Source organism: Psychrobacillus sp. L4 (assembly GCF_042944905.1).
Lineage (GTDB): Bacteria > Bacillota > Bacilli > Bacillales_A > Planococcaceae > Psychrobacillus.
The window spans coordinates 1,623,969-1,649,178 of sequence record NZ_CP168496.1; the positions used below are offsets into that span (position 1 = coordinate 1,623,969).

19 protein-coding genes are annotated in these 25,210 nt (G+C 36.1%); 16 read left to right on the forward strand and 3 right to left on the reverse strand.

Translation table 11 applies throughout. The features are described from left to right. Positions 1-3 precede the first annotated feature (3 nt). The 9 genes from panD (at position 4) to ACEPXG_RS07685 (ending at position 9,598) form a co-directional block, all read left to right on the forward strand. Entirely contained in the window at positions 4-387 is a 384-nt protein-coding gene (gene panD, locus ACEPXG_RS07645) for an aspartate 1-decarboxylase (protein WP_391209010.1), read from the forward strand. A 685-nt stretch (positions 388-1,072) separates the two neighbouring features. After that, a complete protein-coding gene (locus tag ACEPXG_RS07650) occupies positions 1,073-2,350 on the forward strand; it encodes an IS110 family transposase (protein ID WP_391209011.1) in 1,278 nt (425 codons plus the stop codon). Positions 2,351-3,041: 691 nt separating this feature from the next. Further along, entirely contained in the window at positions 3,042-5,792 is a 2,751-nt protein-coding gene (gene dinG / locus ACEPXG_RS07655; protein WP_391209014.1) for an ATP-dependent DNA helicase DinG, read from the forward strand. Positions 5,793-5,820: 28 nt separating this feature from the next. After that, positions 5,821-5,991: a YpmA family protein gene (locus tag ACEPXG_RS07660; protein ID WP_391209016.1), complete on the forward strand. Its 171-nt coding sequence runs from the start codon at positions 5,821-5,823 to the stop codon at positions 5,989-5,991. Between the two features lie 3 nt (positions 5,992-5,994). Further along, the gene (locus ACEPXG_RS07665; protein WP_391209019.1) at positions 5,995-6,483 is read left to right on the forward strand and encodes a DUF5590 domain-containing protein; all 489 of its coding nucleotides are present in this window, start codon (positions 5,995-5,997) and stop codon (positions 6,481-6,483) included. 28 nt (positions 6,484-6,511) lie between these two features. Further along, a complete protein-coding gene (gene asnS / locus ACEPXG_RS07670) occupies positions 6,512-7,807 on the forward strand; it encodes an asparagine--tRNA ligase (RefSeq protein WP_391209020.1) in 1,296 nt (431 codons plus the stop codon). 105 nt (positions 7,808-7,912) lie between these two features. Further along, on the forward strand, positions 7,913-8,623 hold the full coding sequence (locus tag ACEPXG_RS07675) for a DnaD domain-containing protein (protein WP_391209022.1): 711 nt from the start codon (positions 7,913-7,915) through the stop codon (positions 8,621-8,623). 11 nt (positions 8,624-8,634) lie between these two features. After that, positions 8,635-9,285, forward strand: a complete 651-nt coding sequence (gene nth, locus ACEPXG_RS07680; RefSeq protein ID WP_391209024.1) for an endonuclease III — start codon at positions 8,635-8,637, stop codon at positions 9,283-9,285. Then, a complete protein-coding gene (locus ACEPXG_RS07685; RefSeq protein ID WP_391209027.1) occupies positions 9,278-9,598 on the forward strand; it encodes a YpoC family protein in 321 nt (106 codons plus the stop codon). Before nth ends, ACEPXG_RS07685 begins: the two co-directional genes overlap by 8 nt. A gap of 319 nt (positions 9,599-9,917) precedes the next feature. Here ACEPXG_RS07685 and ACEPXG_RS07690 read toward each other — a convergent pair whose 3' ends face one another. Next, complete coding sequence (locus ACEPXG_RS07690; protein ID WP_391209029.1) at positions 9,918-11,963, reverse strand: sigma-54 interaction domain-containing protein; 2,046 nt, start codon at positions 11,961-11,963, stop codon at positions 9,918-9,920. 181 nt (positions 11,964-12,144) lie between these two features. Here ACEPXG_RS07690 and ACEPXG_RS07695 point away from each other — a divergent pair, with 181 nt between their 5' ends. From ACEPXG_RS07695 to ACEPXG_RS07705, 3 genes are read left to right on the forward strand one after another with little or no spacing between them, the layout of a single operon-like run. Beyond that, the gene (locus ACEPXG_RS07695) at positions 12,145-13,563 is read left to right on the forward strand and encodes a YfcC family protein (RefSeq protein ID WP_391209032.1); all 1,419 of its coding nucleotides are present in this window, start codon (positions 12,145-12,147) and stop codon (positions 13,561-13,563) included. A gap of 41 nt (positions 13,564-13,604) precedes the next feature. Next, complete coding sequence (gene iadA / locus ACEPXG_RS07700; protein ID WP_391209033.1) at positions 13,605-14,777, forward strand: beta-aspartyl-peptidase; 1,173 nt, start codon at positions 13,605-13,607, stop codon at positions 14,775-14,777. A gap of 21 nt (positions 14,778-14,798) precedes the next feature. After that, positions 14,799-16,103: a cyanophycinase gene (locus ACEPXG_RS07705; RefSeq protein ID WP_391209035.1), complete on the forward strand. Its 1,305-nt coding sequence runs from the start codon at positions 14,799-14,801 to the stop codon at positions 16,101-16,103. Between the two features lie 630 nt (positions 16,104-16,733). Here the strand turns inward: ACEPXG_RS07705 and ACEPXG_RS07710 are convergent. Together ACEPXG_RS07710 and recU are read right to left on the reverse strand one after the other, a co-directional pair. Next, positions 16,734-19,325, reverse strand: coding sequence for a PBP1A family penicillin-binding protein (locus tag ACEPXG_RS07710; protein ID WP_391209037.1), 2,592 nt, complete (start codon positions 19,323-19,325; stop codon positions 16,734-16,736). Between the two features lie 21 nt (positions 19,326-19,346). Then, positions 19,347-19,946, reverse strand: coding sequence for a Holliday junction resolvase RecU (gene recU, locus ACEPXG_RS07715; RefSeq protein ID WP_391209039.1), 600 nt, complete (start codon positions 19,944-19,946; stop codon positions 19,347-19,349). Between the two features lie 1,080 nt (positions 19,947-21,026). Between recU and ACEPXG_RS07720 the strand changes: the two genes are divergently transcribed. The 4 genes from ACEPXG_RS07720 to ACEPXG_RS07735 all read left to right on the forward strand — a co-directional run bounded on the left by ACEPXG_RS07720 (position 21,027) and on the right by ACEPXG_RS07735 (position 25,185). Beyond that, positions 21,027-21,182: a hypothetical protein gene (locus tag ACEPXG_RS07720; RefSeq protein ID WP_192797505.1), complete on the forward strand. Its 156-nt coding sequence runs from the start codon at positions 21,027-21,029 to the stop codon at positions 21,180-21,182. Between the two features lie 74 nt (positions 21,183-21,256). Further along, positions 21,257-21,625, forward strand: coding sequence for a YppE family protein (locus ACEPXG_RS07725; RefSeq protein ID WP_391209043.1), 369 nt, complete (start codon positions 21,257-21,259; stop codon positions 21,623-21,625). After that, positions 21,618-23,897 carry a DEAD/DEAH box helicase gene (locus ACEPXG_RS07730; protein WP_391209045.1) on the forward strand — a complete coding sequence of 760 codons (2,280 nt, stop codon included), beginning with the start codon at positions 21,618-21,620 and terminating at the stop codon, positions 23,895-23,897. Before ACEPXG_RS07725 ends, ACEPXG_RS07730 begins: the two co-directional genes overlap by 8 nt. Then, positions 23,887-25,185 (forward strand): ribonuclease H-like domain-containing protein, encoded by a 1,299-nt coding sequence (locus tag ACEPXG_RS07735; RefSeq protein WP_391209047.1) that lies wholly within the window; start codon positions 23,887-23,889, stop codon positions 25,183-25,185. Before ACEPXG_RS07730 ends, ACEPXG_RS07735 begins: the two co-directional genes overlap by 11 nt. Positions 25,186-25,210: the final 25 nt, after the last annotated feature.

The window sequence follows — 25,210 nt, forward strand, 5'->3', positions numbered from 1 at the left end:
TAGATGTTACGTATGATGTTAAATAGTAAAATTCACCGTGCAGTTGTAACGGAAGCTGACCTAAATTATGTAGGAAGTATTACGATTGATCAAAATATTTTAGATGCTGTTGGAATGTTACCAAATGAAAAAGTGCATATTGTAAATAATAACAATGGTGCTCGCTTTGAAACGTACATTATTGCTGGTGAAAGAGGTAGCGGTGTTATTTGTGTAAATGGTGCGGCTGCCCGTCTTGTTCAACGAGGAGATATCGTCATTATTCTTTCTTATGCATATGTGATGAACGATGAAGCGCAATCACATCAACCAACTGTTGCTATTATGAATGAAAATAATACGATTAAACAAATTATACATTATGAACCAGAAGCTACCATAATGTAGTATTCCTCTTCTAATTTGGCATATCTTAAAAATGGAGTCAGCTTACAATGCTGCTCCTTTTTTAAAAGAGAAAGTATATGGATTTTTCTCCTGTGAAACCAGTGTTCCTAGAACTTTAAAGAATTAATTAATATCGCGGATTTTCGTTTCAGGTGGACGCTTTCCGCGGGTTGAGCGATGAGCCATCACCGCCGCATCCGCGTCGTTTATGTTGTCTCATCTGTTCACATAGGAACAAAGGCTAAGAGCGCCACATCGTGTGGCAACTCCTTCGTGACCAACATCCTGTTGGCCTCCCGCAGGAGTCGCAACCTTTCACTACAATCCATTAAGTGAGTAGTACTTAACAAGAAGATATTGTCCAGTTATCGTTAAGAATCCAGTAATAGTAAGGCTTCAATAGTTTGTTTGCAAGGGCTTGATGTTGATTGTTTTTACTTTTACGGTACACAGTATATGAATCAGTGGGTGTATGATTAGAGTAGGCGGTTCTAGAGGAAAATAGAGAGCATCCACTAATAAAGAAGCGAAGAGCGGACGAAATTGACTCTTCGTTCGCTTTTAAAAGAATAGGAAAGCATTCCTGTTTGAAAGATTTTCAGGGGCTTGAAAAAGTAAAAGCCCTCTTGTATGATGCATAAGTGTCAACGGCTATTGACTCATGACCATACAGGAGGACCTATTTATGAATTCTAAAACGAATGACAAAATTAATCAAGTCAATGAAAAAACACTCGTGATTGGCATCGATATTGCCAAATCAAAACATTATGCTTGCGCAATTGATGAACGAGGGCGTGTGCTTCAAAAATCATTTCCTTTTTCGCAATCAAATGAAGGATTCAATCTTCTTTATCAAAAGATTAGTCTGCTACTCACTGAACACCAGAAATCAGAGATAATAGTTGGTTTTGAACCGACTGGTCACTATTGGATGAATCTCGCTGCCTTTTTACATCTGCACGGGATTCCTTATGTCATGGTACAGCCGAATCATGTGAACAAATCAAAAGAGCTCGATGATAATCTACAAACGAAAAACGATCAAAAAGACGCATTAGTGATTGCCCGTTTAATGAAAGATGGACGTTTTAGCTATCCGCGTATTCTAGAAGGCGTAGATGCAGAATTACGTAACGGAGCGAATTTACGTTCCAAATTACAGGAAGATCTGAATGGGATACAGAATCGTATCATTCGTTGGCTAGATCGTTTTTTTCCAGAGTTTACAAAGGTGTTTAAAATCCCTGGGAAGATGGCCTTTGCGGCACTTGAAAAGACACCACTCCCCGAAGATGTTCATGGGAAAACACCGGAAGAACTATTGTTTTTATACCGTCAAGTGGAAGGGATGAAATCTCCACAGCTTCCCAAAGCGAAAAAGTTAGTGGACGTTGCACAACACTCTATTGGGCTAACAGAAGGACTAGGGATGGCACGAATTGAAATCACTACACTTCTTCGCCAGTATCAGTTGATTCAAAGCGAAATCAATATACTAAGTGAACAATTAACTGTACTAGCCCAACAACTGAATGATTATGAATACTTGGCTTCTGTTCCAGGTGTGGGCGACGGTACAATTATCGAACTATTTTCGGAAGTTGGTAGTCTTACACAATATGAGCATCCACGCCAATTAATCAAATTAGCGGGGCTCACATTGCGTGAAAGTTCATCGGGGCAACATAAAGGACAGAAAAGGATTTCAAAGCGGGGAAGAAGAAAGTTAAGAGCCCTTTTATTCCGTGTTATGATTCCAATTCTCAGCCATAATACAGCATTTAAAAAGCTCCATAACTATTACACAACAAGAAGCGTCAATCCATTAAAGAAAAAACAATCAATCGTTTTACTCTGTGGTAAATTACTAAAAATTTTGCATGGGTTATGTAAGAAACAAGTTCACTTTGATGGGCAATTGATGATGAAGGATCTCTCTTGTCTCGAAGAGGCAGCTTAGAACAAATCTTTAATCGATCGAAAACAGCAGGATGACACGGAAAGCAGGCATAAATAGATACATAAGACCAAGAGTCCCAAGGAAAGCTTCGCCAGCCTCTGCCTTATGAATAGACCGAACGAAGGAATGTGTGCGCTAGACGCCAAGAGACATGGGAGGGTAAGTCATCATAAGCATCGCAGAGATCCAATTTGTGCATCACATACTTACAGGATAGTTAATTATAAACAATTAGCTCTAGCGAAGCGTATCTTCATATTGTAAAAAAATAAAAGAATTAGAAAAAAACTATAAAATTTGACCAATAAAATTTTTTTTCGTTACCTAAAAAGTAACTTGAAACGTTGATCTAACAACATTTCAAGAGGGAGTATCTAATCTCTCATTAACCAAACCTAATGTACCATGTCTCTACCTATTTCAAGAGGGCGACGAACAAACATCCGCCACAAGATTACCGAAAAAGAGGGTCTGGAAGTGACGCAGTCACTTCCAGATCCTCCATAAAAGTCTTCGTTAATAGTGTAGCTAATGCTTAGTCCAAAGCACTCTGGAGATAGTAAAGACAAGTCGCACTTAAAGGAAGCTTTCGTTTTTCTTATTAAAAGTATGGTTTTGGTAGTAAAATTTTAGTGAATATTAAATGGATGTGGTACAATTTTTTTAGAATATAAGAATTGTGAGTTGAGGAATGGTGGAAAATCATAAATATGCAGTTGTAGATATCGAAACAACAGGCCATTCATCTTCTAATGGTGATCGTATTATTCAACTTGCAATTGTATTTGTTAATAATTATAAAGTCGTACATACTTTTTCTACGTTTATTAATCCTGAAAAATCGATTCCTTTTTTTATCCAAGATCTAACTAAGATTAAAGATGCAGATGTAGTGAATGCACCATTATTTGAAGAAGTTGGTTCCGAAGTTTTAGACATGCTGCAAGATCATATTTTTGTTGCCCATAATATTCATTTTGATCTCATTTTTTTACAAAGCGAGTTAAAGAGAGTGGGACTTCCAAAATTAATTTGTAAAACAATGGATACGGTCGAATTTACAAAGTTAATGTTTCCTAATTTGTATAGCTATAAGCTTCAAGATATAGCATCTGAATTACAAATTGACTTGCAAATGGCGCATCGAGCAGATGATGATGCACTTGCTACCGCATATTTGTTATTAAAATGTATCGAGCAGCTATCACATTTACCACTTCGCACGATTGAATTATTACATAAAAGATCATTTCATTTGAAATCTAACTTATCGTTGCTTTTCTTTGAAATATTATCTACTAAAAGAACGAAGTACGAACCGAAAGAATATCCAATGTATCGTAGTATTCCTTTAAAACAGATGGAAGAAGAGAAAGATTTTGGTCCGATAAACCAAAGTTATCCGCTAGAGAAACAATTAAAGTTAAAGCTGTTCCAAAATGGCATTCCACTTTTTGAAGAGCGTCCTGCTCAATTTGAATTAATGGATACAATTCACCTTACTTTGCAAGAAAAAAAGGAAATTGTTTGTGAAGCAGAGACAGGAATAGGCAAAACTTTAGGTTATTTACTTCCAGCAGCCATCTATGCAATGGAAACACAAAAACCGGTAATTATAAGTACATATACAACTCATTTAATCGATCAATTAGTGCAAGAGGAAATACCTAAACTGGATGAAGTTTTAGGCGTGAAAACTAGAGTGGCGAAGCTAAAAGGAATGCATCATTATATTGATTTGTATCGTTTTTGGCAACATCTTCAACTGGAAGATGAATCGTATGATGAAACTTTTACAATTATGCAGATTTTAGTTTGGTTGACGCTTACAGACGAAGGAGATTTAACAGAGATAAATGTATCTGGTGGTGGGCAATTATTTGTAGACAAGATCAGAAGAGCCGTTCCATTCAAATCTGAAGAATCGGAAGTAGTAGATTTTTATGAGAGAGCGATTCAAAAAAGTAGAAATTGTAATATTATAGTTACAAACCATGCCATGATATTGGCGGATCAAGACCGAGAATTTCGATTATTAGCAAAGGGATGCGCAACAATTATTGATGAGGCTCATCAATTTATTCATGCAAGTATGTCTAGAAAAGAACGCATTTTTTCATACACAAATTGGAAATACATTCTGGGTCAGTTTGGGACATTAGATACTGAACAGCTACTGTATAAGTTGTCAATCATTCATATACCATTGCCTTTACGTATACGTCTAGAAAAAGAATTTGTAGGAATAGTTAATATATTCGATGAAACGGTTTCTTATATTATCAATTCTGTTCAACATACAAAAAATCGCTCAAAAAATACAAAAAGAACAATTTTGTTAGATGATTTACATTTAAATGAATCGATTTTTCGTAAAGTTGCGCTTTCTATCCAAACTTTTATCCTATCAGCAAAATCCATCATTCAGTCCTATTCATTGAAAGAGGAAGCAGTAGCGCCAATTATTTTGAATGAATGGGAATATTGGATACGAGAGCTTGAGATAAAAGTAGCTGAGTGGGATGAAATTTTTTTACAAGAAGAGTCGATTGAAGCGAAGTGGTTAGAAATTGATACAAGAAGCATACCAGGTAGTCTTACAATTATTAAAAGACCACTCAACTATCAGAATGATATTAAACATGCATTAAATCCTTTAAGGGCTGCAGGAGCAGTAATTTGGACTTCTGGAACGCTTTCTGTACCTTCGAATAGACATTTCATAACTTCTCAGCTTGGATTACACGAAAAAATAGAAATTTGTTCATATAAAACTTCGGCTGACTATTATAATGGTGCAGAACTATTAATTATTGACGACATGCCGGAAATTCAACATGTTTCACAAAGTGATTACATTGAATCAGTGGCAGAAGCTATTGTTCAAACAGTACTTGTTACAGAAGGTAGATGTTTTGTATTGTTTACTTCTCAAGATATGCTGCGAAAAACAGTGGACTTGATACAAGATACAAAGTTACTAGATGATTATATGCTATTTGCGCAAGGCATGTCCTCGGGAAGTAGAATGCGATTATTAAAATCATTCCAACGGTTTTCGAAATCTGTCTTATTTGGTACGAATAGTTTTTGGGAAGGTGTCGACGTTCCTGGAGATGCGTTGTCTGTAATCATTATGGTGAGGCTTCCGTTCTCTTCACCTGACGATCCTATATTCAAAAAGAGAGCTGAGTTACTTACCATGAATGGTCAAAACCCTTTTGCTGCATATTCCTTACCTGAAGCAGTTCTTCGATTTAGACAGGGATTTGGTCGTTTAATCCGTTCATCTTCCGATAAAGGGGTATTTATCGTGTTAGATAGAAGGATTGAAACTAAATCTTACGGCAGTGACTTTTTACAAGCCATTCCTAATATTCCTGTGAAGAAAGTATCGCTAGAAAATATGGTCTTAGAGCTTGAAAATTGGTATACTAAGTAAGTATAGTTTTAGAAAGCAGGTTAGAAATATGGAAAATAAAATTGAAGTGCTATCAACGGTTACAGTCAATTACCAAAATGACTTATATAAAATAGTTGATCAATTAAATCGAACATTAAAAGAGCAGGATTTAATGTTCGGATTAGCGCTAGATAAGCAACAAAAAGATAAAGCTGTATTTACTATTTATAGGACTTAACAGATGGCTTTAAAACGATGGATTCTGTTTATTGTTACTTTTTTGATTGGTCTTACGCTTATTCTTAGCCTACTTATTTACTTTCAAGCAAAAGCGCCATTTAAAGCTGCTAGTGATGATGCCGAAACATATGTATTACATAATAATTTGTTATCCCAAATCAATGATTCGTATGTTTATAATAGCAATATTTCTTACCACACAGTCATTGGTAAGACTGCTAAAGGGGAAGTAAAAGCTTTTTTTATTCCTGAAAAGAAAACAGATGATCCAATAATGGAAGTTAATTTTAAAGACGGAATAACAAAAGAACAGGCAAAGGAATTAGCAAAGAAGGATGAAAAAATTAGTAAATTATTACATGTAAAACTTGGAGTAGAAGAAGTAGGACCAGTATGGGAAATTTCGTTCATTAACAAAGATAATAAACTAAGTTATGTATACTTATTATTTGATAACGGAGACTGGTGGAAACGAATATCTAATTTATAACTAAACTTTTAAACTTTTGGAGGATAAAATGAAAAAAATTATGATTAAAGATATGGCAAACCATGTGGGCGAAACAGTGAAACTTGGTGCATGGCTTGCCAACAAGCGTTCAAGTGGTAAAATTGCATTTTTACAATTACGTGATGGATCTGGATTCGTACAAGGTGTTGTTGTAAAAGAAGAAGTTGGAGAGGAAATTTTCCAAACTGCTAAAGGGTTAACACAAGAAACATCTATGTATGTAATTGGCGAGATTATTAAGGATGAGCGTTCTTCATTTGGATACGAACTACAAATTAAGGAAATTGAAGTGATTCATGCAGCAGTTGACTTTCCAATCACACCTAAAGAACATGGTACAGAATTTTTAATGGACAACCGTCATCTTTGGTTACGTTCTAGAAAACAACATGCGATTATGAAAATTCGTAATGAAATAATTCGTGCTACATATGAGTTTTTTAATACTAATGGGTTTGTAAAAATGGACCCACCAATATTAACAGGGTCTTCTCCGGAAGGTACTTCTGAACTATTTCATACTAAATATTTTGATGAGGACGCATACCTTTCTCAATCAGGTCAATTGTATATGGAAGCTTCTGCGATGGCTCTTGGAAAAGTTTTTTCTTTCGGTCCTACATTCCGAGCAGAAAAGTCAAAAACACGTCGTCATTTAATCGAATTCTGGATGATCGAACCAGAGATGGCATTCGTTGAATTTGAAGAAAATTTAGAAGTTCAAGAGCAATATGTAGAATTTATTGCACAAGCTGTATTGAAAAACTGTACATTGGAATTAGAACGTTTAGGCAGAGATGTGTCAAAACTTGAAAATATTAAAGCGCCATTTCCACGTATTTCATATGATGATGCCATCAAATTTTTACATGAAAAAGGCTTCGATGATATCAAATGGGGAGATGATTTTGGTGCACCTCATGAAACTGCAATTGCGGAAAGTTATGAGCAACCAGTTTTCATCACGCATTATCCGATAGGTATTAAGCCATTCTATATGCAACCGCATCCAGATAGAGATGACGTAGTATTATGTGCAGACTTAATTGCTCCAGAAGGATACGGGGAAATCATTGGTGGATCAGAACGTATCCACGACTATGAATTATTAAAACAACGCCTAGCAGAACATGGTTTAGATGAATCCGCATATGCTTGGTATTTAGAGCTTCGCAAACAAGGATCAGTACCACATTCAGGATTTGGACTTGGATTAGAGAGAACAGTTGCATGGCTAAGCGGAGCGGAACATGTTCGTGAGTCCATTCCTTTCCCTCGTTTATTAAACAGATTATACCCATAATAGAAAGAGCTTTTCGCAGTAGAAATGTTTTTACTGCGAAAAAGCATGCAGCTGCTTTTAGATGGCTTCTACACTATGTAATATCATTAAGAAGGGGAGACGAGTATGCAAAAGCGAGATCGACTCCGTATTTGGACAGAGCAGGGGAATGTAACCATTTCCCAGCTTTTTTTTAACTATTATAAAATGATTGATGTAAAAGATGAAGAAGCTATTTTGCTTTTGCATTTAATCGCATTTGGAGAAGCAGGCAACCACTTTCCTACTCCGCAAAACTTAGTTGAACGTACGCATTTTGATGAAAATAAAGTAACGAACATTTTACAGCGCCTTGTGCAAAAAGGATTTGTTCAAATCGAACAGCAAATAGATGAAGAAGGTATACGATATGAATATTATAACTTTCAGTATTTGTGGAATCTCCTTTTAAATTACGCGGAGCAAGAAGAGAATAGTGCAGAAGATGATGTATTGAAAGTAGAAGAAGGAACTATCTATAAATTATTTGAACAAGAATTTGGAAGGTTATTGTCTCCAATGGAATATGAAACGATTGGCATGTGGTTTGATCAAGATCAACATTCTCCTGCATTAATCCGGCTAGCACTAAAAGAGGCGGTATTATCCCAAAAGCTTAGTTTACGCTACATCGATCGTATTTTGTTTGAATGGAAAAAGAAAAATATTAAATCAGTGGAAGCAGCGGAAAAACAGTCAACTAATTTTAGACAGCAAATCCCAGTACAAAAGCAAGTTGAACAAGCAGTAAGTGCAACAAAGGTATCTTTTTATAATTGGTTAGAAGAAAGAGAGTAGGTGGAGATATTTTGCTGACGAAAGCACAATGGCACTATTGTCTTGAAGAGATGGAGCGAATGTTCCCAGATGCTCATTGTGAGCTAGTTCATGAAAATCCATTCGAACTACTTGTCGCTACATTATTATCTGCACAATGTACAGATGTCTTGGTGAATAAAGTAACGAAGAGTTTGTTTCAAAAGTATCGTAAACCAGAAGATTACTTAGCTGTTCCAATAGAAGAGTTACAGAACGATATTCGGTCGATTGGACTATATCGAAATAAAGCTAAAAATATTCAAGCGCTAAGTAAACAACTGATTGAATTATATGACGGAATAGTCCCGGCAAATAGAGACTTACTTACAACTTTTCCTGGAGTAGGACGCAAAACAGCAAACGTGGTAGTTTCTGTTGCTTTCGATATACCGGCAATTGCTGTAGATACACATGTAGAACGTGTGTCCAAGCGTTTAGGTCTTTGCAGATGGAAAGATTCTGTACTCCAAGTGGAACAAATATTGATGAAAAAAACTCCGATGGAATTATGGTCCAAAGCTCATCACCAACTAATCTTCTTTGGTCGTTACCACTGCAAAGCACAAAATCCACAATGCCCGCAATGTCCTTTATTGTCCATTTGCCGAGAAGGTAAAAAAAGGATGAGTAAAATTGTCTAAGTATAATTTCATCAATGCCGGAAGTAAATTTGCTGAGTGGGATCTTCTGAAAGAAAAGTTAGCAATGCTTATTAGAATGGAAGATGAATCACGTCACAATATGATGGAGCATAGCATTCTGCTATTGACTCAAATTTTAGAAGATTCGGAAGAGGTTAAACCGATTAATTTTTCAGAGCGTTTGGAGTTTATTAAAAAGAATACTCATAACTATACTTCCTTCCGTCAACTTGAAGAGTTATTCAAAGAAACTAAAAAGAAAATTGCAGTGAAAAGAATTATGGGTAATAAACAACTAAATAGGTGGGATTGAGTTTTCAATTAATTGAAGGCTAGGTGAATATGAGAATTGCCCTACTAATGAAGGACTTCAATCTTGGATAGAAAGTGAAGAAGAAAAGCCGAACGCAGAATGCAATTGGCTTTTCTTTATTTATAATCGGTATCTGGACTATTACAAAACAAAAAAAGTTGATAGCTAGAATAGGAAGGGTATTCAGCAAATTAATGTTGCTTGTAGTGGAACACTTATTCAAGATATTCTATCAATAAAAGAAAAAGATACATTTTTGTTTTAGAGATTTAAAAGAATAATAATTAAATTTTATGAGGAACCTGGGTATAGAATGGACTTAAGTTCCTTTATTATCTTCAAGAAAATGTAAATAATCAGCTCCTTTTGTTGTGATTCTTGTACCAGTTCTGCCTCTTCCTTTTGTAATGAAACCATTGAGCTCTAAAGAATTCAATCTTCGTCGAACCTGCTGTTGCGAAAGGAAATGCCCTTTTTTTTCACTACTCAGTGAGATAAGTTGCCTACTTGCGGGTTTGCCATTATCGTTACATTGCTTAATAGTTTCTAATAGGAATAGATATTCATGCATTTCTAATAGATTCTCAGGGACTGGAAAACTTGTAATAATATCTTGAATATCTTTGTTTTGAAAGCGGTCATGAGGAATGTCCTTTAACTCAATTTTGTCGCCATCACAGATGGTGAGCATATAATCAATCGTACTTTTTAATTCACGAATATTGCCAAACCATTCTTGCTTCCGAAGCTTTTCTAGGACCTCTTCTTCGACCTTAACCCATTTTCCGCTTTTTGTAATAAAATGTTTTACTAGTAAAGGTATATCCATTTTCCGCTTTCTAAGCGGCGGAACAGAAAGGGTAAGAACATTTAAACGGTAAAACAAATCGGAACGGAACGTTCCTTCCTGTGATTTGGTTTGAATATTTTTATTAGTTGCAGCAATGACCCGGACATTTAGAGGAATTACTTTTCTTCCTCCTATTCTCCTCAATTCTTTTTCCTGAAGAACTCTTAATAAATGGGATTGAACTGTTAAACTAATATCTCCAATCTCATCTAAAAAAATCGTTCCATTATCCGCTAATTCAAATAAACCCTTTTTCCCACCTTTTTGAGCTCCAGTAAAAGTTCCCTCCTCGTACCCGAACAATTCACTTTCTAGCAAACTTTCTGTTAAAGCACTGCAGTTGATTGCGATAAATGGTCCATTTTTTCTCACTGAATGAAGATGAATTGAGTGGGCGAATAATTCTTTCCCCGTTCCTGTTTCCCCTTGAATTAGGATTGGATGCTCCGAGAGGGCAAGTTTTTTTGCTATTTGTATACTATCCTTGAGTACTGGATGATCTCCAACGATATCACCAAAATTATATTTTGCATAAAAACCCTTATTTTTTAACTCCTGCTGTGCCATTTTTTTTACTTCAAACGCCTGATTAATGCTTTTAAATGTCGCTACAATTGTATTTTCTGTTTCCATTTGATGTCGGAATATAACTAGATCCACGCCGTATATCGTAAAGAATTTACTTTCTTCATTGCTATGGAGGATAAAATCAATAATCTCCTGACTGGCGATAACCTTCTCTAACTGTTTGTGTATGACCTCATCTACAGATAAATGAAAAAGAGCTTCTAAGCGACGGTTAAATACGGTGATTTTCTGATGATGATTAATCGCTAAAATACCGTCATCGACAGTGTTTACAACATTTTGAATATGTTGACTCAAATGTTTAGCGTTTTGTTCTGCAACTGATAGTTCTCGTTGTAGATCAATAATGTTACGAATATATCTTTCTGAAATTAATGATGAAATTTTTTCGCCTAATCCGAAGTATTCTACTATCTTTAAAATAGTTGCCATATCAAACAACCGAACGCCAATATCAATCACATTTTTTATAGATGGAGGACAAAGATGAGACTCCCCAGGAGAAACAGCGATATCAATGTTTTTATAAAATAACTGTTCCCTTTTAAATGGTACGTATTGGAAATGATCAATACCCAGCTGATAAAGTGATTCAATGAGCTCGATCGTAGCAAAATCATCATCATTCACAATCAGTACATTAGAATGTTGTGGGATTTTTAAAAGCTGATCAATAAATTGATGATGGACCGTTCGTTTGCCGACAACCATTTCTTTGCCCGTTAAATGACACATCTCAGTTGCTTCTATTCTCGTAACTTCAGATGAAAACAGAAAAAAATCAGCATTCAATTGAGCTGGAAGTCCAATCATTGATGCAAAACTTGTAATTTGAACATAATCTCCTAATAATTGTTGAAGCTGTTCATATAAGACTTGTTTTGTTTGGGTACTTCCTGCTATTAATGTAATTGTTTGTTTGACCATCGAAGTCTCCTTTTTAAATAGTGTTCTTTTAGGTTATATTATAGCACCAAATAGAACCAAAAAAGACCAATTGAATTAATTAATAAATCCAATTTTCAGAATTAATGCGTTCTTCGAGTTGGCACAAAAATTGCATATATATAAAATGTATCGCTTTAAAATTAAAAAGGGAGATGAGAAGATGAGTGAATTGGGTAAAAATGGAGAAATGATTACAGGGAAAAGAAAGCCGGTTCAAATTAATGCATTTGCTTTATTATTCTTTGTTGTAGTAGTAGCCATGATTTTAACATTTATTTTACCTGCAGGAGAATACAATCGTGTAGAAGTGGATGGTCGGACTATTGTAGAAGCGGATTCCTTTAAATGGATTGAATCCTCGCCAGTCTACCCATTCGATATGTTTAAGGCTCTCCATAAGGGGATGGTTGAAGCAGGAGGAATTATTTTCTTTGTATTAATCATTGGTGGTTTTTTTGGTGTCCTTAAGGCAACTGGTACAATTGATGTATTGATCGCTACGATGGCTAGAAAACTGCAAAAACGAGAAAAGCTATTAATTCCCATCATGATGCTATTCTTTGCTGCAGGGGGATCGTTAATGGGGATGGCGGAAGAAGGCCTTGCCTACATACCCCTATTAATCCCGCTGGCACTAGCCCTTGGATTTGATACGATCACGGGTATGGCAATAGTATTGCTTGGTGCAGCTGCAGGTTTTACAACAGCTGTAATGAATCCATTTACAGTAGGGATTGCTCAGGGGATTGCGGAATTGCCTCTTTTTTCAGGAATAGGACTACGTCTGGTCTTGTTTGTGGTGGTTTACCTTGTTTCTGTTATATTTGTCTATCGCTATGCAATGAAAGTAAAGAAAAACCCTGAATTAGGTTTCTACGGAAATTACGACAAGTCAGCTGCAGATAAACTGTTGAAATCCAATGTAAGACTTACAACTAAACACAAGCTTATTCTTGGAGCGTTTCTTTTAACCTATGTTGTTCTGGCGTATGGTGTTATTAAATTCGAATGGTATCTTTCCGAAATTGCTGCCTTATTTATTATTTTAACGATTGTTGTAGGGATATTCGGCAAATTATCAATTGATAATCTGGTGCAAAACTTTATGAGTGGATCTGCTGCACTAATAACAGGTGCTTTAATTATAGGTGTCTCGAGAGCGACATTGGTTGTATTAAGTCAAGGGCATATTGTCGACCCTATGCTTCATGGAGTATCCGAAGCAATTAAACATGTACCAGGAACGATCAGTGTCATCGGTATGTATGGATTCCAAACGTTGATTCATTTCATTTTAGCTTCAGGAAGCGGTCATGCAATGTTAACAATGCCAATTATGACTCCGCTAGCGGATTTGCTTGATATTACTAGACAGACAGCTGTTTTATCGTTCTCATTTGCCGACGGAATTGGAAATATTATTTTCCCGACTGCAGGTACATTAATGGCCGGCTTAGCCATTGCCGGGATTCCTTGGACGAAGTGGGCAAGATGGGTTCTTCCGCTAGTCATTATCCAATTTGTAATTGGTTTAATTGCAGTTATTGTTGCGCATGCCATAAATTACGGTCCATTTTAGCATAGAGACATCGATAGTGTAACTTAAGGAGGAGAAAATTTGTGCTGACTTTAATTAAAAATGGTGAAGTGTATGCACCTCATTATTTAGGAAAGAAAGATATTTTAGTAGTTGATAGTAAAATAGGCTATGTCAAAGAGGTCATCGAAAATCCACAAGATTTTGTTGCAATTAAGGTGATTGACGCTTCTGAAAAGTTTGTTGTTCCTGGATTTATAGATGCCCATGTTCATATCATTGGCGGGGGTGGGGAAGGTGGATTCAAGACTCGAACCCCTGAGTTGACCTTAACTAATTTAACTACAGCGGGCATTACTACGGTTATTGGACTTCTTGGAACTGATGGTACGACACGACGAATGGAAAGTCTGCTCGCAAAAGCGAGGGGCTTAGAAGAAGAAGGTGTAACATGTTATATACATTCAGGTTCGTATCAGTTGCCGGTAAGAACATTAACAAACAAGATACAAGAAGATATCATATTTATTGACAAAATAATCGGAGTCGGGGAAATTGCCATTTCTGACCATCGCTCGTCTGAACCAACGTTTAACGAAATTGCAAAAATTGCATCTGCCGCACGAAACGGAGGGATTTTATCAGGAAAAGCTGGACTATTGGAAATTCATGTCGGTGATGGAGAAGATAAGCTTTCATTGCTAGAGGAAGTTGTTAATAAGACCAATATTCCCATTTCTCATTTTCATCCGACTCATATAAACCGGACAGAGGAATTATTTATTGCTGGAATTCAATATGCCTTAAATGGAGGATATGTTGATTTAACAACGAGTACTGTTCCGCAGTTTTTAGAGGAAGGAGAAGTAAAGTCCAGTAAAGGGTTGAAGAAGATGCTTGATGAAGGGGTTTCCATCGAAAATATTACTTTTTCCTCCGATGGCCAAGGAAGTTTACCTACATTTAACCGAAAGGGAGAGTTAATTGGACTTGAAGTTGGATCTGTTTCTTCTTTATATAAAGAAGTACGTGACGCGGTCCTAGAAGAAGGGATTTCATTAGAAGTGGCACTACAAGTCATAACATTAAATCCGGCCAAAGTCCTCAAATTACCAAATAAAGGGAGAATCCAGGAAGGGTCAGATGCTGATATTGTCCTCCTAGATAAAAGGACACTTGAAATTGATAGTGTCATAGCTAAGGGGCAATTGATGGTTCAAAATAAAGTGGTAATTGTAAAAGGGACATTTGAATAAGAAGAAATGGAGGGGTTAAAGTTGAGAAAATTATCGATTATTTTTGTCCTTGTATTAACGATGTTTTCAATAAACATGTTTTCATTTCAAGCAGAAGCAACTCAAAGTAGTTTTCCAAAAACTAGTGGTTCTCTCGTTATTGTAGGTGGTGCATTAAGTTCCGATAATGAGGCAGTTTACAAAAAATTCTTGACCTTGGCCCAAGAATACAAAGGGAAAGCATTAAAGGACGTAAAGATTGCGATAATCCCTGCTGCTAGCGCTGTTCCTATTGAAAGTGCTGATGGATACAAAGAAGATTTCGTCCGTTATGGCGTCCCGGTAGATAACATCTATACCGCGCCAATTGCTTTAATCGATGACCCGTTGACAAAGGAGATTGACGAATCGACTTGGAAAGATAACGGAAACAATATTGAAATTGCGAAAAAAATAGAAGAGTTTGATGCGATTTGGTTTGTCGGTGGTGACCAATTACGTCATATTAAAACATTAGTGACGGCAGACGGAAAAGATACAGTCGTATTAAAAGCAATTAGAAAAATATATGAAAACGGGGCGGTCCTTGGTGGAACAAGTGCTGGGGCTGCAGTTATGAGTAACCCTATGATTGCTTCAGGAACGAGCGTAGGAGCCTTAACTAATGGGGTTCATATACTTAAGAACTTTGATCAGGACACTGGTGATGATCAACTTTTTCTCACGACAGGTTTAGGGTTCTTTACTCATGGGATTGTAGACCAGCATTTTCTAGAACGCGGCCGTTTTGGTCGTTTGCTTGTCGCAACTCAATACAACAAATCACGATATGGATTTGGAATTGATGAAAATTCGGCAATGGTTTATACAGGAGCAGACGACAGTATTGAAGTCGTTGGTACAAGTGGTTTATTAATTGTTGATCTGCAAGGGTCGACAGCACCAAAAGGGAAACGCTTTGCCATGAATAACGTAACAATGCATTATTTGGAAAAAGGCGATCGTTTCAATATTAAGGATGGAACTTTTACGTTGAATAAGCTTCATAAAACAACCAAAGGAATCGAATATTACAGTAAAAATCCAATTGCAATGGGTATCTTTGGCAAGCAAGTATTAAAAACGGTTCTAACGGAAGATTTAATTGATAATGAAGCAACTAAAGCAGAAGCGTTATGGTTTGACCTGGATGATGACAAAAAAGGAAATGGATTTAAATTTACATTTAGAAAAATGAAAACAACAGAAGGATTCTGGGGAAAAATTGATCAAGTCGGGTCTTATGCTGCATTAAATGTTCAGATGGATGTTGAACCAATTTCAATTAAGATTCAAATAGATAAATAGTATTTTAGAACCCTAATCGATACACATAGATTAGGGTTTTTTGAAAAATACAAGTGATGTCAAAAAAATCTAGATACTGTTTAGGAGAAATTAGTTTATATTTAAAAGGTTTCGGGAAAGTTGGACAGCCCGGAAACTTTTTGTCTTCATTCTGTATATGTAGATGGATTCTGTTTACCGTTTATAAGTAATGCCTTTACTCTTACAACCACTTGACCTGGATTGTTTTTTACTTTTACTGTCCAAAGTATATATGGATTAGTTGGCAGATGTTTAAAAAAGGTGGAAACAAAAAATAGATAGCATTCACTCATAAAGAAGTGCTGAGCGGACGAAATTGACTCTTCGTCCGCTTTTAGTAATGTAGGACAGCATCTTATCACTTATTATCCAATCTTTATGCATAATGTCTTTGCACAAACCAAGAGGGTGACGGACAAACCTCCGCTATAAGATTACCGAAAAAGGCTCGTGAAGTGACGCGGTCACTTCACGAGCCTTTTTCGGTAACAGTGTAGACCAGATGCATTTAAAGGACGCTTACGCTTTTCTTAGAATTTTGGTTAAAAAATAAAATGGTTGAATCTAAGCCAAAAAGTTCGACTTAGATCCAGCCAGCTTTAAAATAAATTATGGGTTTGAACTGGAATTTTCTCCTGAACCAGTTGTGCCATCAGGATTAGTAGTATCATCAGGGTTAGTTCCAGATTGATCTCCGCCTGAATTATTTGCATTCCCATTATTACCATTGTTCCCATTACCATTTCCATTATTGTTTTCATTGCCATTATTATTCGGGACGCCTTCGTTTTCATCTATAATTGGTTCCTCGGGTGGCGTTACTACAGGTTCTTCTTCCACTACTGCTTCTATAGTAAGTGAAATGGAAGCAGGTTCACTTCGGACATCATCTGAAATGGCGGTAACAGTGAATACATACGAACTACCCGGGATTAAGCTTTGGATAACTAAGCCCATTTGATCAGTTGTTTGAAGTATTTGACTAGGCCCATTGTTAATTGCTACGGATACTTCATATTTAACATTAACTTCTTTATTTTTTGGTTTATCAAAGTCCCATGATAATGTTGCGGAGGACGATTCTTTATCGTAATCCACTTTTAAATTAGTCGGTGCGTTTAATTCCAGTTTTTCGTATTCATCAGATACAGTAGTTGGTTCCGTACCTTTGACAAATAATTCCGTTTGCTTCAAGTCATCTGGTGTAAATTCACTTGCTAATTTAAGTGGATTAGTACCTTTTTCGATGGTTGCTTCAACTACAGAATTAGGCTTCTTAAACCGAGCCGTATTTTTTCCTTTTGAAATATTAGTCATCACTTCTTTGAAGATATGTTGCGGTAAATAACGTTCTTCATTTGTGGTCATTGGCGTTTTTAATTCGGGATAACCAGCCCATATTGCTATAGAATAATCTGTTGTATATCCCGCAAACCAAACATCTGGAAACGCACTACTTGGTAAGTTCCATTGTTTAATTTGATTTGAATCATAGTTGGATGTACCTGACTTACCAGCAATGTCTAATCCGCTTATCGCTGCTTTTGTTGCAGTTCCTTTTGTTAAAACATCTCGTAAAACATCTGTCACCATATATGCGGTCGAGTCTTTCATAACTGGAACTGATTTAGGACGATAATCTTTTTCGGTTTTTCCATCACGGTAGACAATTTTTTTGATAGAGTATGGTTCTGTATGCACGCCATTATTACCAAAAGCAGCGTATGCTCCAGCCATCTGAATTGGTGACATTGACTTCGAGGTTCCACCAATTGCACTACTTTCGTGTACATCTCCAATATCAATACCAAAACGATTGATAAATTCTTTTGCATTCTTTGTGCCTACTTCTTTTAATGTTTTCACAGCAGGTACATTTCGAGAGTTATAAAGTGCTTCTCGCATTGTCATAGCACCTTTATATTTTCCATCAAAATTTCTAATTACTTGATCCGTATTGGTATACGTAATTTTATCATCCACAATTGTTTGTCCGGTTGACCATTTTAAAAACTCAATTGCAGGACCATAATCCAGCAAAGGTTTGATAGTAGAACCAGGGGATCTAAGTTTCATGTCTTGTGCGTAATTAAATCCGCGTTCCGCTCCGTAATTTCTTCCTCCGCCGACAGCAGCAATTGCTCCAGTCTTCGTATCAATAACCGCAACGGCTGATTGAATTTCTTTATTCGGGAATATATCTGAGTTTAGACTTGCTTCGACTTGCTTTTGAGCATTTGGTTGAAGTGTTGTATAAATCGTAATTCCATCTGCAATGGAATCGCCGTCTCCATTTTTTTCTAACTCATCTAATACGATATCGATAAATGCATCATATTTAGAATTATTCTTAGCAATGCGTTGATCTTCAGGAAGTAGAGAATTTTCAATAGGAACCGCTTGTGCCTTTTTCATTTCAGCGTCCGTAATTTTGCCATGTAAATTCATCAAATGAAGAACAATATTTCTACGTTTTTGAGCAAGTTCAGGATTTTTAAATGGATTGTAATTATTTGGACTTTGCGGCATACCAGCAAGTACAGCAAACTGATCCAGTGTTAAATCTTTTAATTCTTTTCCATAGAAATACTCTGCAGCTGTTCCGAATCCATAAATTCTTCCTGACATTAATACTTTGTTAAAATACATTTCAAAGATTTCATTTTTATCATACTTACGTTCTAATTGTAAAGCAAGATAAGCTTCTTGAGCTTTTCGTTTCAATGTTTTTTCATTTTTTAAGAAAGAGTTTTTAATAACTTGTTGTGTAATCGTACTAGCACCTTGAGCACCAAATCCACCTGTAAAGTTAGCAATAACCGCTTTACCTAATCGCAAGAAATCGATACCATTGTGTTGATAAAAACGGGAGTCTTCTGTTGCGATAATAGCATCTACCATTTGTTGTGGGATTTTATCAAATGGGACATATTCTCGATTTTCCGACCCAACAGTTGCGAATAAGTCTCCATTTGCATCCAATAGTCTTGGACTAATAGGATCTTTTAAGGATGATTCGTCTAATTTTGGTGCAGTGCTTGCATAATAAGCGAAAAGGGAACCTCCTCCGATAAGTCCAAGAACACCTAAAATGCAAACGGTAATGATAATACGTTTAAACCATAGTTTTAAGGGTTTTTTGTGTTTTTTTTGTTGTAATTCTTTTCTTCGTTGTTCACGAGTTCTTTTTTGCTCACTCATAAACGTCTCCTCACTTTCACTTTATGCATTCAAGTTATTAACTATTTTAAGATAATCAATTCTTGGCGCATATTTTGGGGTAATTTCTATCGCTTGTTCTTCAAATTCAGTTAATGCAATAGATTTTCTACCTCCTGCTTGCATTCTTTCCCAAAACGATTGTAATTGCGCAAATGGTAAATAAAAATAACGATCAAATGCAGAAAAACGAACGAGTAAAAAGCAAACGCCGTTTTGTTTCGATACTCTGTTCATATGATCCATTTGATGGAGATGAACATTTTTTAATGGAAATGCTGTTCTATTTTCCGTTTCTTTTGCTTCAAAGTCAATATATTTACCTTGGTACACACCATTAAAATCAGTTGTAGATGGTGTACGATAGTATGCTTCTTTAATAACAGCCCCACTTCTACTTGGATAGTCAACTTTCACGACTTGTATTGGAATCGGTTTTTTGTATATAACAGCAATATCATTAGAAAGGTAATATTCGTTCGCTTCGCTTAGCTCATCTTCTAAAGTTTTACCCCTATTACTGAAGGAATAATCCTTTTTACTTATTTTTAACAGTTCTTTTTTGGGCTCGTATGCTTTTCCGTTTGGATAATGAATAGCCAAGAAGATCACCTCTTTATGCTATAAGTTTATCACAAGTTAAGTAGACGTTAACTATACAGATTTAGTTTCATATTGGATCAGGTCTGTTGATCAGCTAAAAATCATCAGTGAATTATCGCTTAACTTTATCTATGCAGCATCTATATAAACTACCATCGCCCTTATTAAGTGGGGCAAAGAACGCATTGTTTGTATAATGCCTCATAGTGACCGCCGGGATTTCCGCTCTAGGCGAACGCTTTCCAAGGGGGGAGCGATGAGCCAGCACCGTCGCATGTGCGCCGCTTGTGCGGTCTCATCTGTCTCCCTGATCCCTTCGGAGTCGCCGCCTGCCGCTGCAATCTAGCATATTTGCTATCTATGCAGTGTCACTATTTACTTTTCAATCTTAACTGTATTATCTAAATTGAAATCCTATAAATGGATGAACGAGACAAATCACGTGATGAATGCGACAAATTTCTTATAATAAAGTTTTAACTTGGCGTGAGATGGCACTGACTAATTGCACACACTCTTTATAACGCGTACTAACAAAAAAACTCTATTCTTGTGGCACTTTTTAATATTTAGTTGGAATTTTGAGACGTTTAGTTGGAAAAAAGAGAAGTTTTTTAGTTGAAAAAAACTATTCTTCTCCTTTTTTATACACAACTACCCAACTCAGAATAACTAGCAAGCTCTAGTGGATTGTAGCGAAAGGGCGGCGACTCCTGTGGGATGAGTGAGACAGATGCCCCATCACATCGTACGCATAGCGTCGGTGATGGGGCATCGCTCACCCCACGGAAAGCGTCCGTCCTGCAGCGAAAATCCTAGAGGTAACTTTCTTAAGACACAGTATATAAAAAATCCGTTCTATATTACTCGTAATAAAAAAATGCTGTCTTCTCAAATTCCCGTGTGCTTTAGTTTCCTTTTTAAGTGCAAAACTTGTTAGTAGACGTTACGGGGTTGACGTCTTTGTTACAGTTTCTTTGTCGACCCATCACTAGTTTTGTCCTTTTGAAAGAACGTTTGTCGTTAGGGAAGGTATTCTCTTAGAAAAAAGGAACATACTCTAAAAAGGGAGGAATTAAGATGAATAAAATTGAACGTTTAATTGACCAATTAGAGCTATTAGAATACTTGCTTGAAAATCGTTTACATGAAGAACAAGATAAATTTGAGGAAAATTTTAGCAAAACATCTTTTCATCTACTAGCTAAAATAGAAAAAATTGAAAATAAACTATAAGGAATGTATGTTCGTTGAAGCTAGTAATATGCTTTGAAATTTGCTAAACTATTACTAGAATGCGAGGGATTACTTTGTCGTTATTAGAATTAAGTACGCAGCTATTAAAAGAGTGTGATGATTGTATCATCCGTTTTGAATCATATAGAGAAGAAGATAAGGACCCAGATTTTTTCCAAGACGTTAAACCACATGCATATAAAGTAGATGCACTATTGAATGAATGGGAAGAACTAGTACGATCGTGGATTCAAGTGAAAAGACCTAAGTATGTTCATCCAAGTCAAGTGGATTCTTTGCTTGAGTCTATGGAGCAATTTATTGTTCAATCTTATTATAAAGGAACAAGTAAAAAGCGTTTTTTAAAATCAGTCCATTCTACAAAATACACATTTGAAACGATTATTCAGGCGATAAAGGAAGTGGGGGATGAGCATGCATAAGCAGAAAAGCATACGACAATTATTAGATGATTGGAAATTAGATGAAAATCGCAATTCGAGCATAATGCATGTTCATTCAACAGAAGAGAAGCAAGCAAAATATGCACCTTTTCCGGATAAGATGCATGTCTCCTTACGAAAAGCATTAATTAGTAGAGGAGTGAAACTATTATATGTACACCAAAGACAGGCATTTGATGCTGCAATGTCTGGTAAATCATATACGACTATCACTCCTACGGCTTCAGGAAAATCTCTCTGTTATCATCTTCCAGTTCTCCAGTCTATATTAGACGATCCTACCTCGCGAGCCATTTATTTATTTCCAACAAAGGCATTGGCACAAGATCAAAAAAGTGATTTGAATGCACTTATACAAGCCAGTGAGGAAGAGATATTAAGCTACACTTATGACGGTGATACGGAACCTGGTATTCGACAGAAAATTAGAAAGTCTGGTCATATTGTATTAACGAATCCCGATATGTTGCATTCCGGAATACTTCCACATCATACAAAATGGGTTTCTTTATTTGAAAATTTAAAATATATCGTGATAGATGAAATTCATACATATAAAGGTGTTTTTGGTAGTCATGTTGCACACGTCATTAGACGATTGCAAAGAATTTGTGCTTTTTACGGAAGTCACCCACAGTTTATTTGTACCTCCGCAACGATTAAAAACCCAAAAGAGCTTGCGGAATCATTAACGAATACGTCGCATATATTAATCGATGAAAATGGTGCACCTGCCGGTAAAAAACATTTCGTCTTTTATAATCCACCAGTGATCCATCCTGTTTTTAATGTGAGAAGGAGTGCAGTATTAGAAGTTAGAGACCTAGCGCAGGAATTATATGTGAATGGAATTCAAACGATTATATTCGCAAAAAGTAGAGTGCGAGTGGAAATGCTCGTTACTTATTTACAAGCATTGGTAAGTAAAAAGATTAATGATCAATCCATCCGTGGTTATCGAGGTGGCTATTTGCCATCCGAAAGAAGAACGATCGAAAAAGGGCTGAGAGAGGGAATCATTCGAACTGTTGTAAGTACCAATGCACTTGAGTTAGGTGTTGATATTGGACAATTACAAGCATGTATTATGACAGGATACCCTGGAAATATTGCGAGTGCTTGGCAACAAGCAGGAAGGGCGGGGAGAAGACAGGACGAAGCACTAATTATTTATGTTGCGCAGTCTACAGCGCTTGATCAATATGTTGTAAATCATCCTGCGTTTTTCCTTGGGCAATCTCCAGAAGAAGTAAGAATTCACCCTGAAAATATTATTATTTTAATGGATCATTTAAAATGTGCTGCTTTTGAATTGCCTTTTACAACGCAGGATTTCTATGCGGAATTTTCTGTGCAGGAATTACTTGCATTTTTAGAGGATGAGGGCGTTTTATTACAAACTGCTGAGAAATGGCATTGGATGTCTGAAAGTTTTCCGGCTAGCAATATTAGCTTACGTTCTGCTTCCCAAGAAAACGTCATTATTATTGATCATTCGGTACCAACAAGAACACGTGTAATAGGTGAGATGGATCAATATAGTGCAATGACTTTACTTCATGAAGAGGCAATTTATTTGCATCAAGGAACACAATTTCAAGTAGAAGAATTAGATTGGGAAGAAAAGAAAGCGTTTGTTCGAGAAGTGGATGTGGATTATTTCACTGATGCCAATATTGCGATAGAGTTAAAAGTATTGAGTGAAGATAAAGAAAAAGAAACAAATGATGGAATATTGTCCTATGGAGATATAATTGTATTAGCTCAACCAACTATTTTCAAAAAAATCAAATTTGATACACATGATAATATTGGATCTGGGAAAATTCATTTACCCCCGATAGAATTGCATACTTCTTCTACTTGGTTTAGCTTCGAAAAACCAACAGGTTGGACGGATACTTTGCTTTCGGATGCAATGACAGGTGTAGCTTACGCATTGCATGCCTTTATCCCTTTATTTATTCATTGTGATGGAAAAGACATTCATGTAGTCCCTCAAGTAAAGTCAATCAATATGGAAAAACCAACTTTTTATATTTATGATAGTTATCCTGGAGGAATTGGGTTGTCCGAAAGAATGTTTGACTTATGGAATGAGTTAGTTCCAAAAGTAACGGAGCAAGTGGAAAAATGTTCTTGTACAAATGGGTGTCCAGCATGTATTGGTGCGCAAGATGCCTCGTTAAATTTGAAAAAGGAAGTATTGAAATTACTTTACTATCTGCAGGTAAAAGAAAATGTCTTATGAAAAGAAACTAATGCAAATGAAGGGGCTAGTGAAAAAGAATCCTCCCAATGAACAAACAAAAAAGGAAGTGCGTAGTCATGCGCTTCCTTCTTATACGGACGCATGGATCAATGAAGGATTAAAGCTAGTGAAAAATGAACAAGGATTATTTTTTGTTAAAGAAACGTTTTATCCGGAGCAGTATATACATGGAAATATTCCACTAAGTAAACTTTCAAGTGCTATAAATTATATGCATGAGCACTATCCAAATCATCCCCTAACCATTTCTCCAGAAAGTTTATATTCATTTTATGATACAGAAACAACGGGGCTAAAGGGGACAGGTGTGCTTATCTTTTTGAATGGAATATTAAAAAAAACGGATCAAGGTTTTCTTTTAAGGCAGTATGTTCTTGCAAATCCCGACCAAGAAGTCGCTTTTTTATATGCTACTGAGTTTTGGAGAGAAAAAGCACAAACAATTATTACGTATAATGGTAAGAGCTTTGATCTACCTCAATTGGTTACGAGATGGACAATGAACAGAAACCTACTTCCAAAGTTAAAACAACTTGCTCAAATTGATTTGATGCACTCTTCCAAGCGAATTTGGAAAGGTGATTTGGAGAGGTTCAAGTTAAAGCAAGTAGAAGAGCAAAAGTTAGGATTTATTAGAAAAGATGATATACCTGGACATCTTGCTCCTATCATATATTTTGATGCTGTTAAAAGCGGTAATCCTGTTAACTTAATGAAAGTGTTAAAACACAATGAATGGGATATTCTTTCTTTAGTCACATTATATATATTGTCCGTGGACTTATTGAAAGAAAAAGATGTTGTAGAATCTGCAGTGACTTATACGAATATTGGGAAGTGGTTTCAAGATTTAAAAACAAAGCAAGCAAGCTACGACTGGTTTCAATTTGTAGTAAATCAATTTCCAAATGAAGAAGCGAGCTTAGCTTATTATTATGTTGGCTTACATTTAAAAAGAAAGCAGTTATTTAATGAAAGTATTCAAGCTTTTCAAGAATCCTTAAAGGGAATAGACGGGAAATTTCGATATGAAGTTTACGTAGAACTGGCGAAACTATATGAACATCAGAATAAGGATTTTGCCTTAGCTTTAGAAATTACTTTACAATGCACAGTTTATTTGGCTAATAATATTTATGATGGGTCACCATTGAAACTGTTGAAGATAAAAGAAGATTTACAAAAAAGAAAGGAGAGAATAATTCGGAAATTAACTATTTCCCGGGAAACCGCACAAGCTAACAAAAAGCGCCTAGAAATGCCTTAAAATACTCCATTAATCGACATCGTTA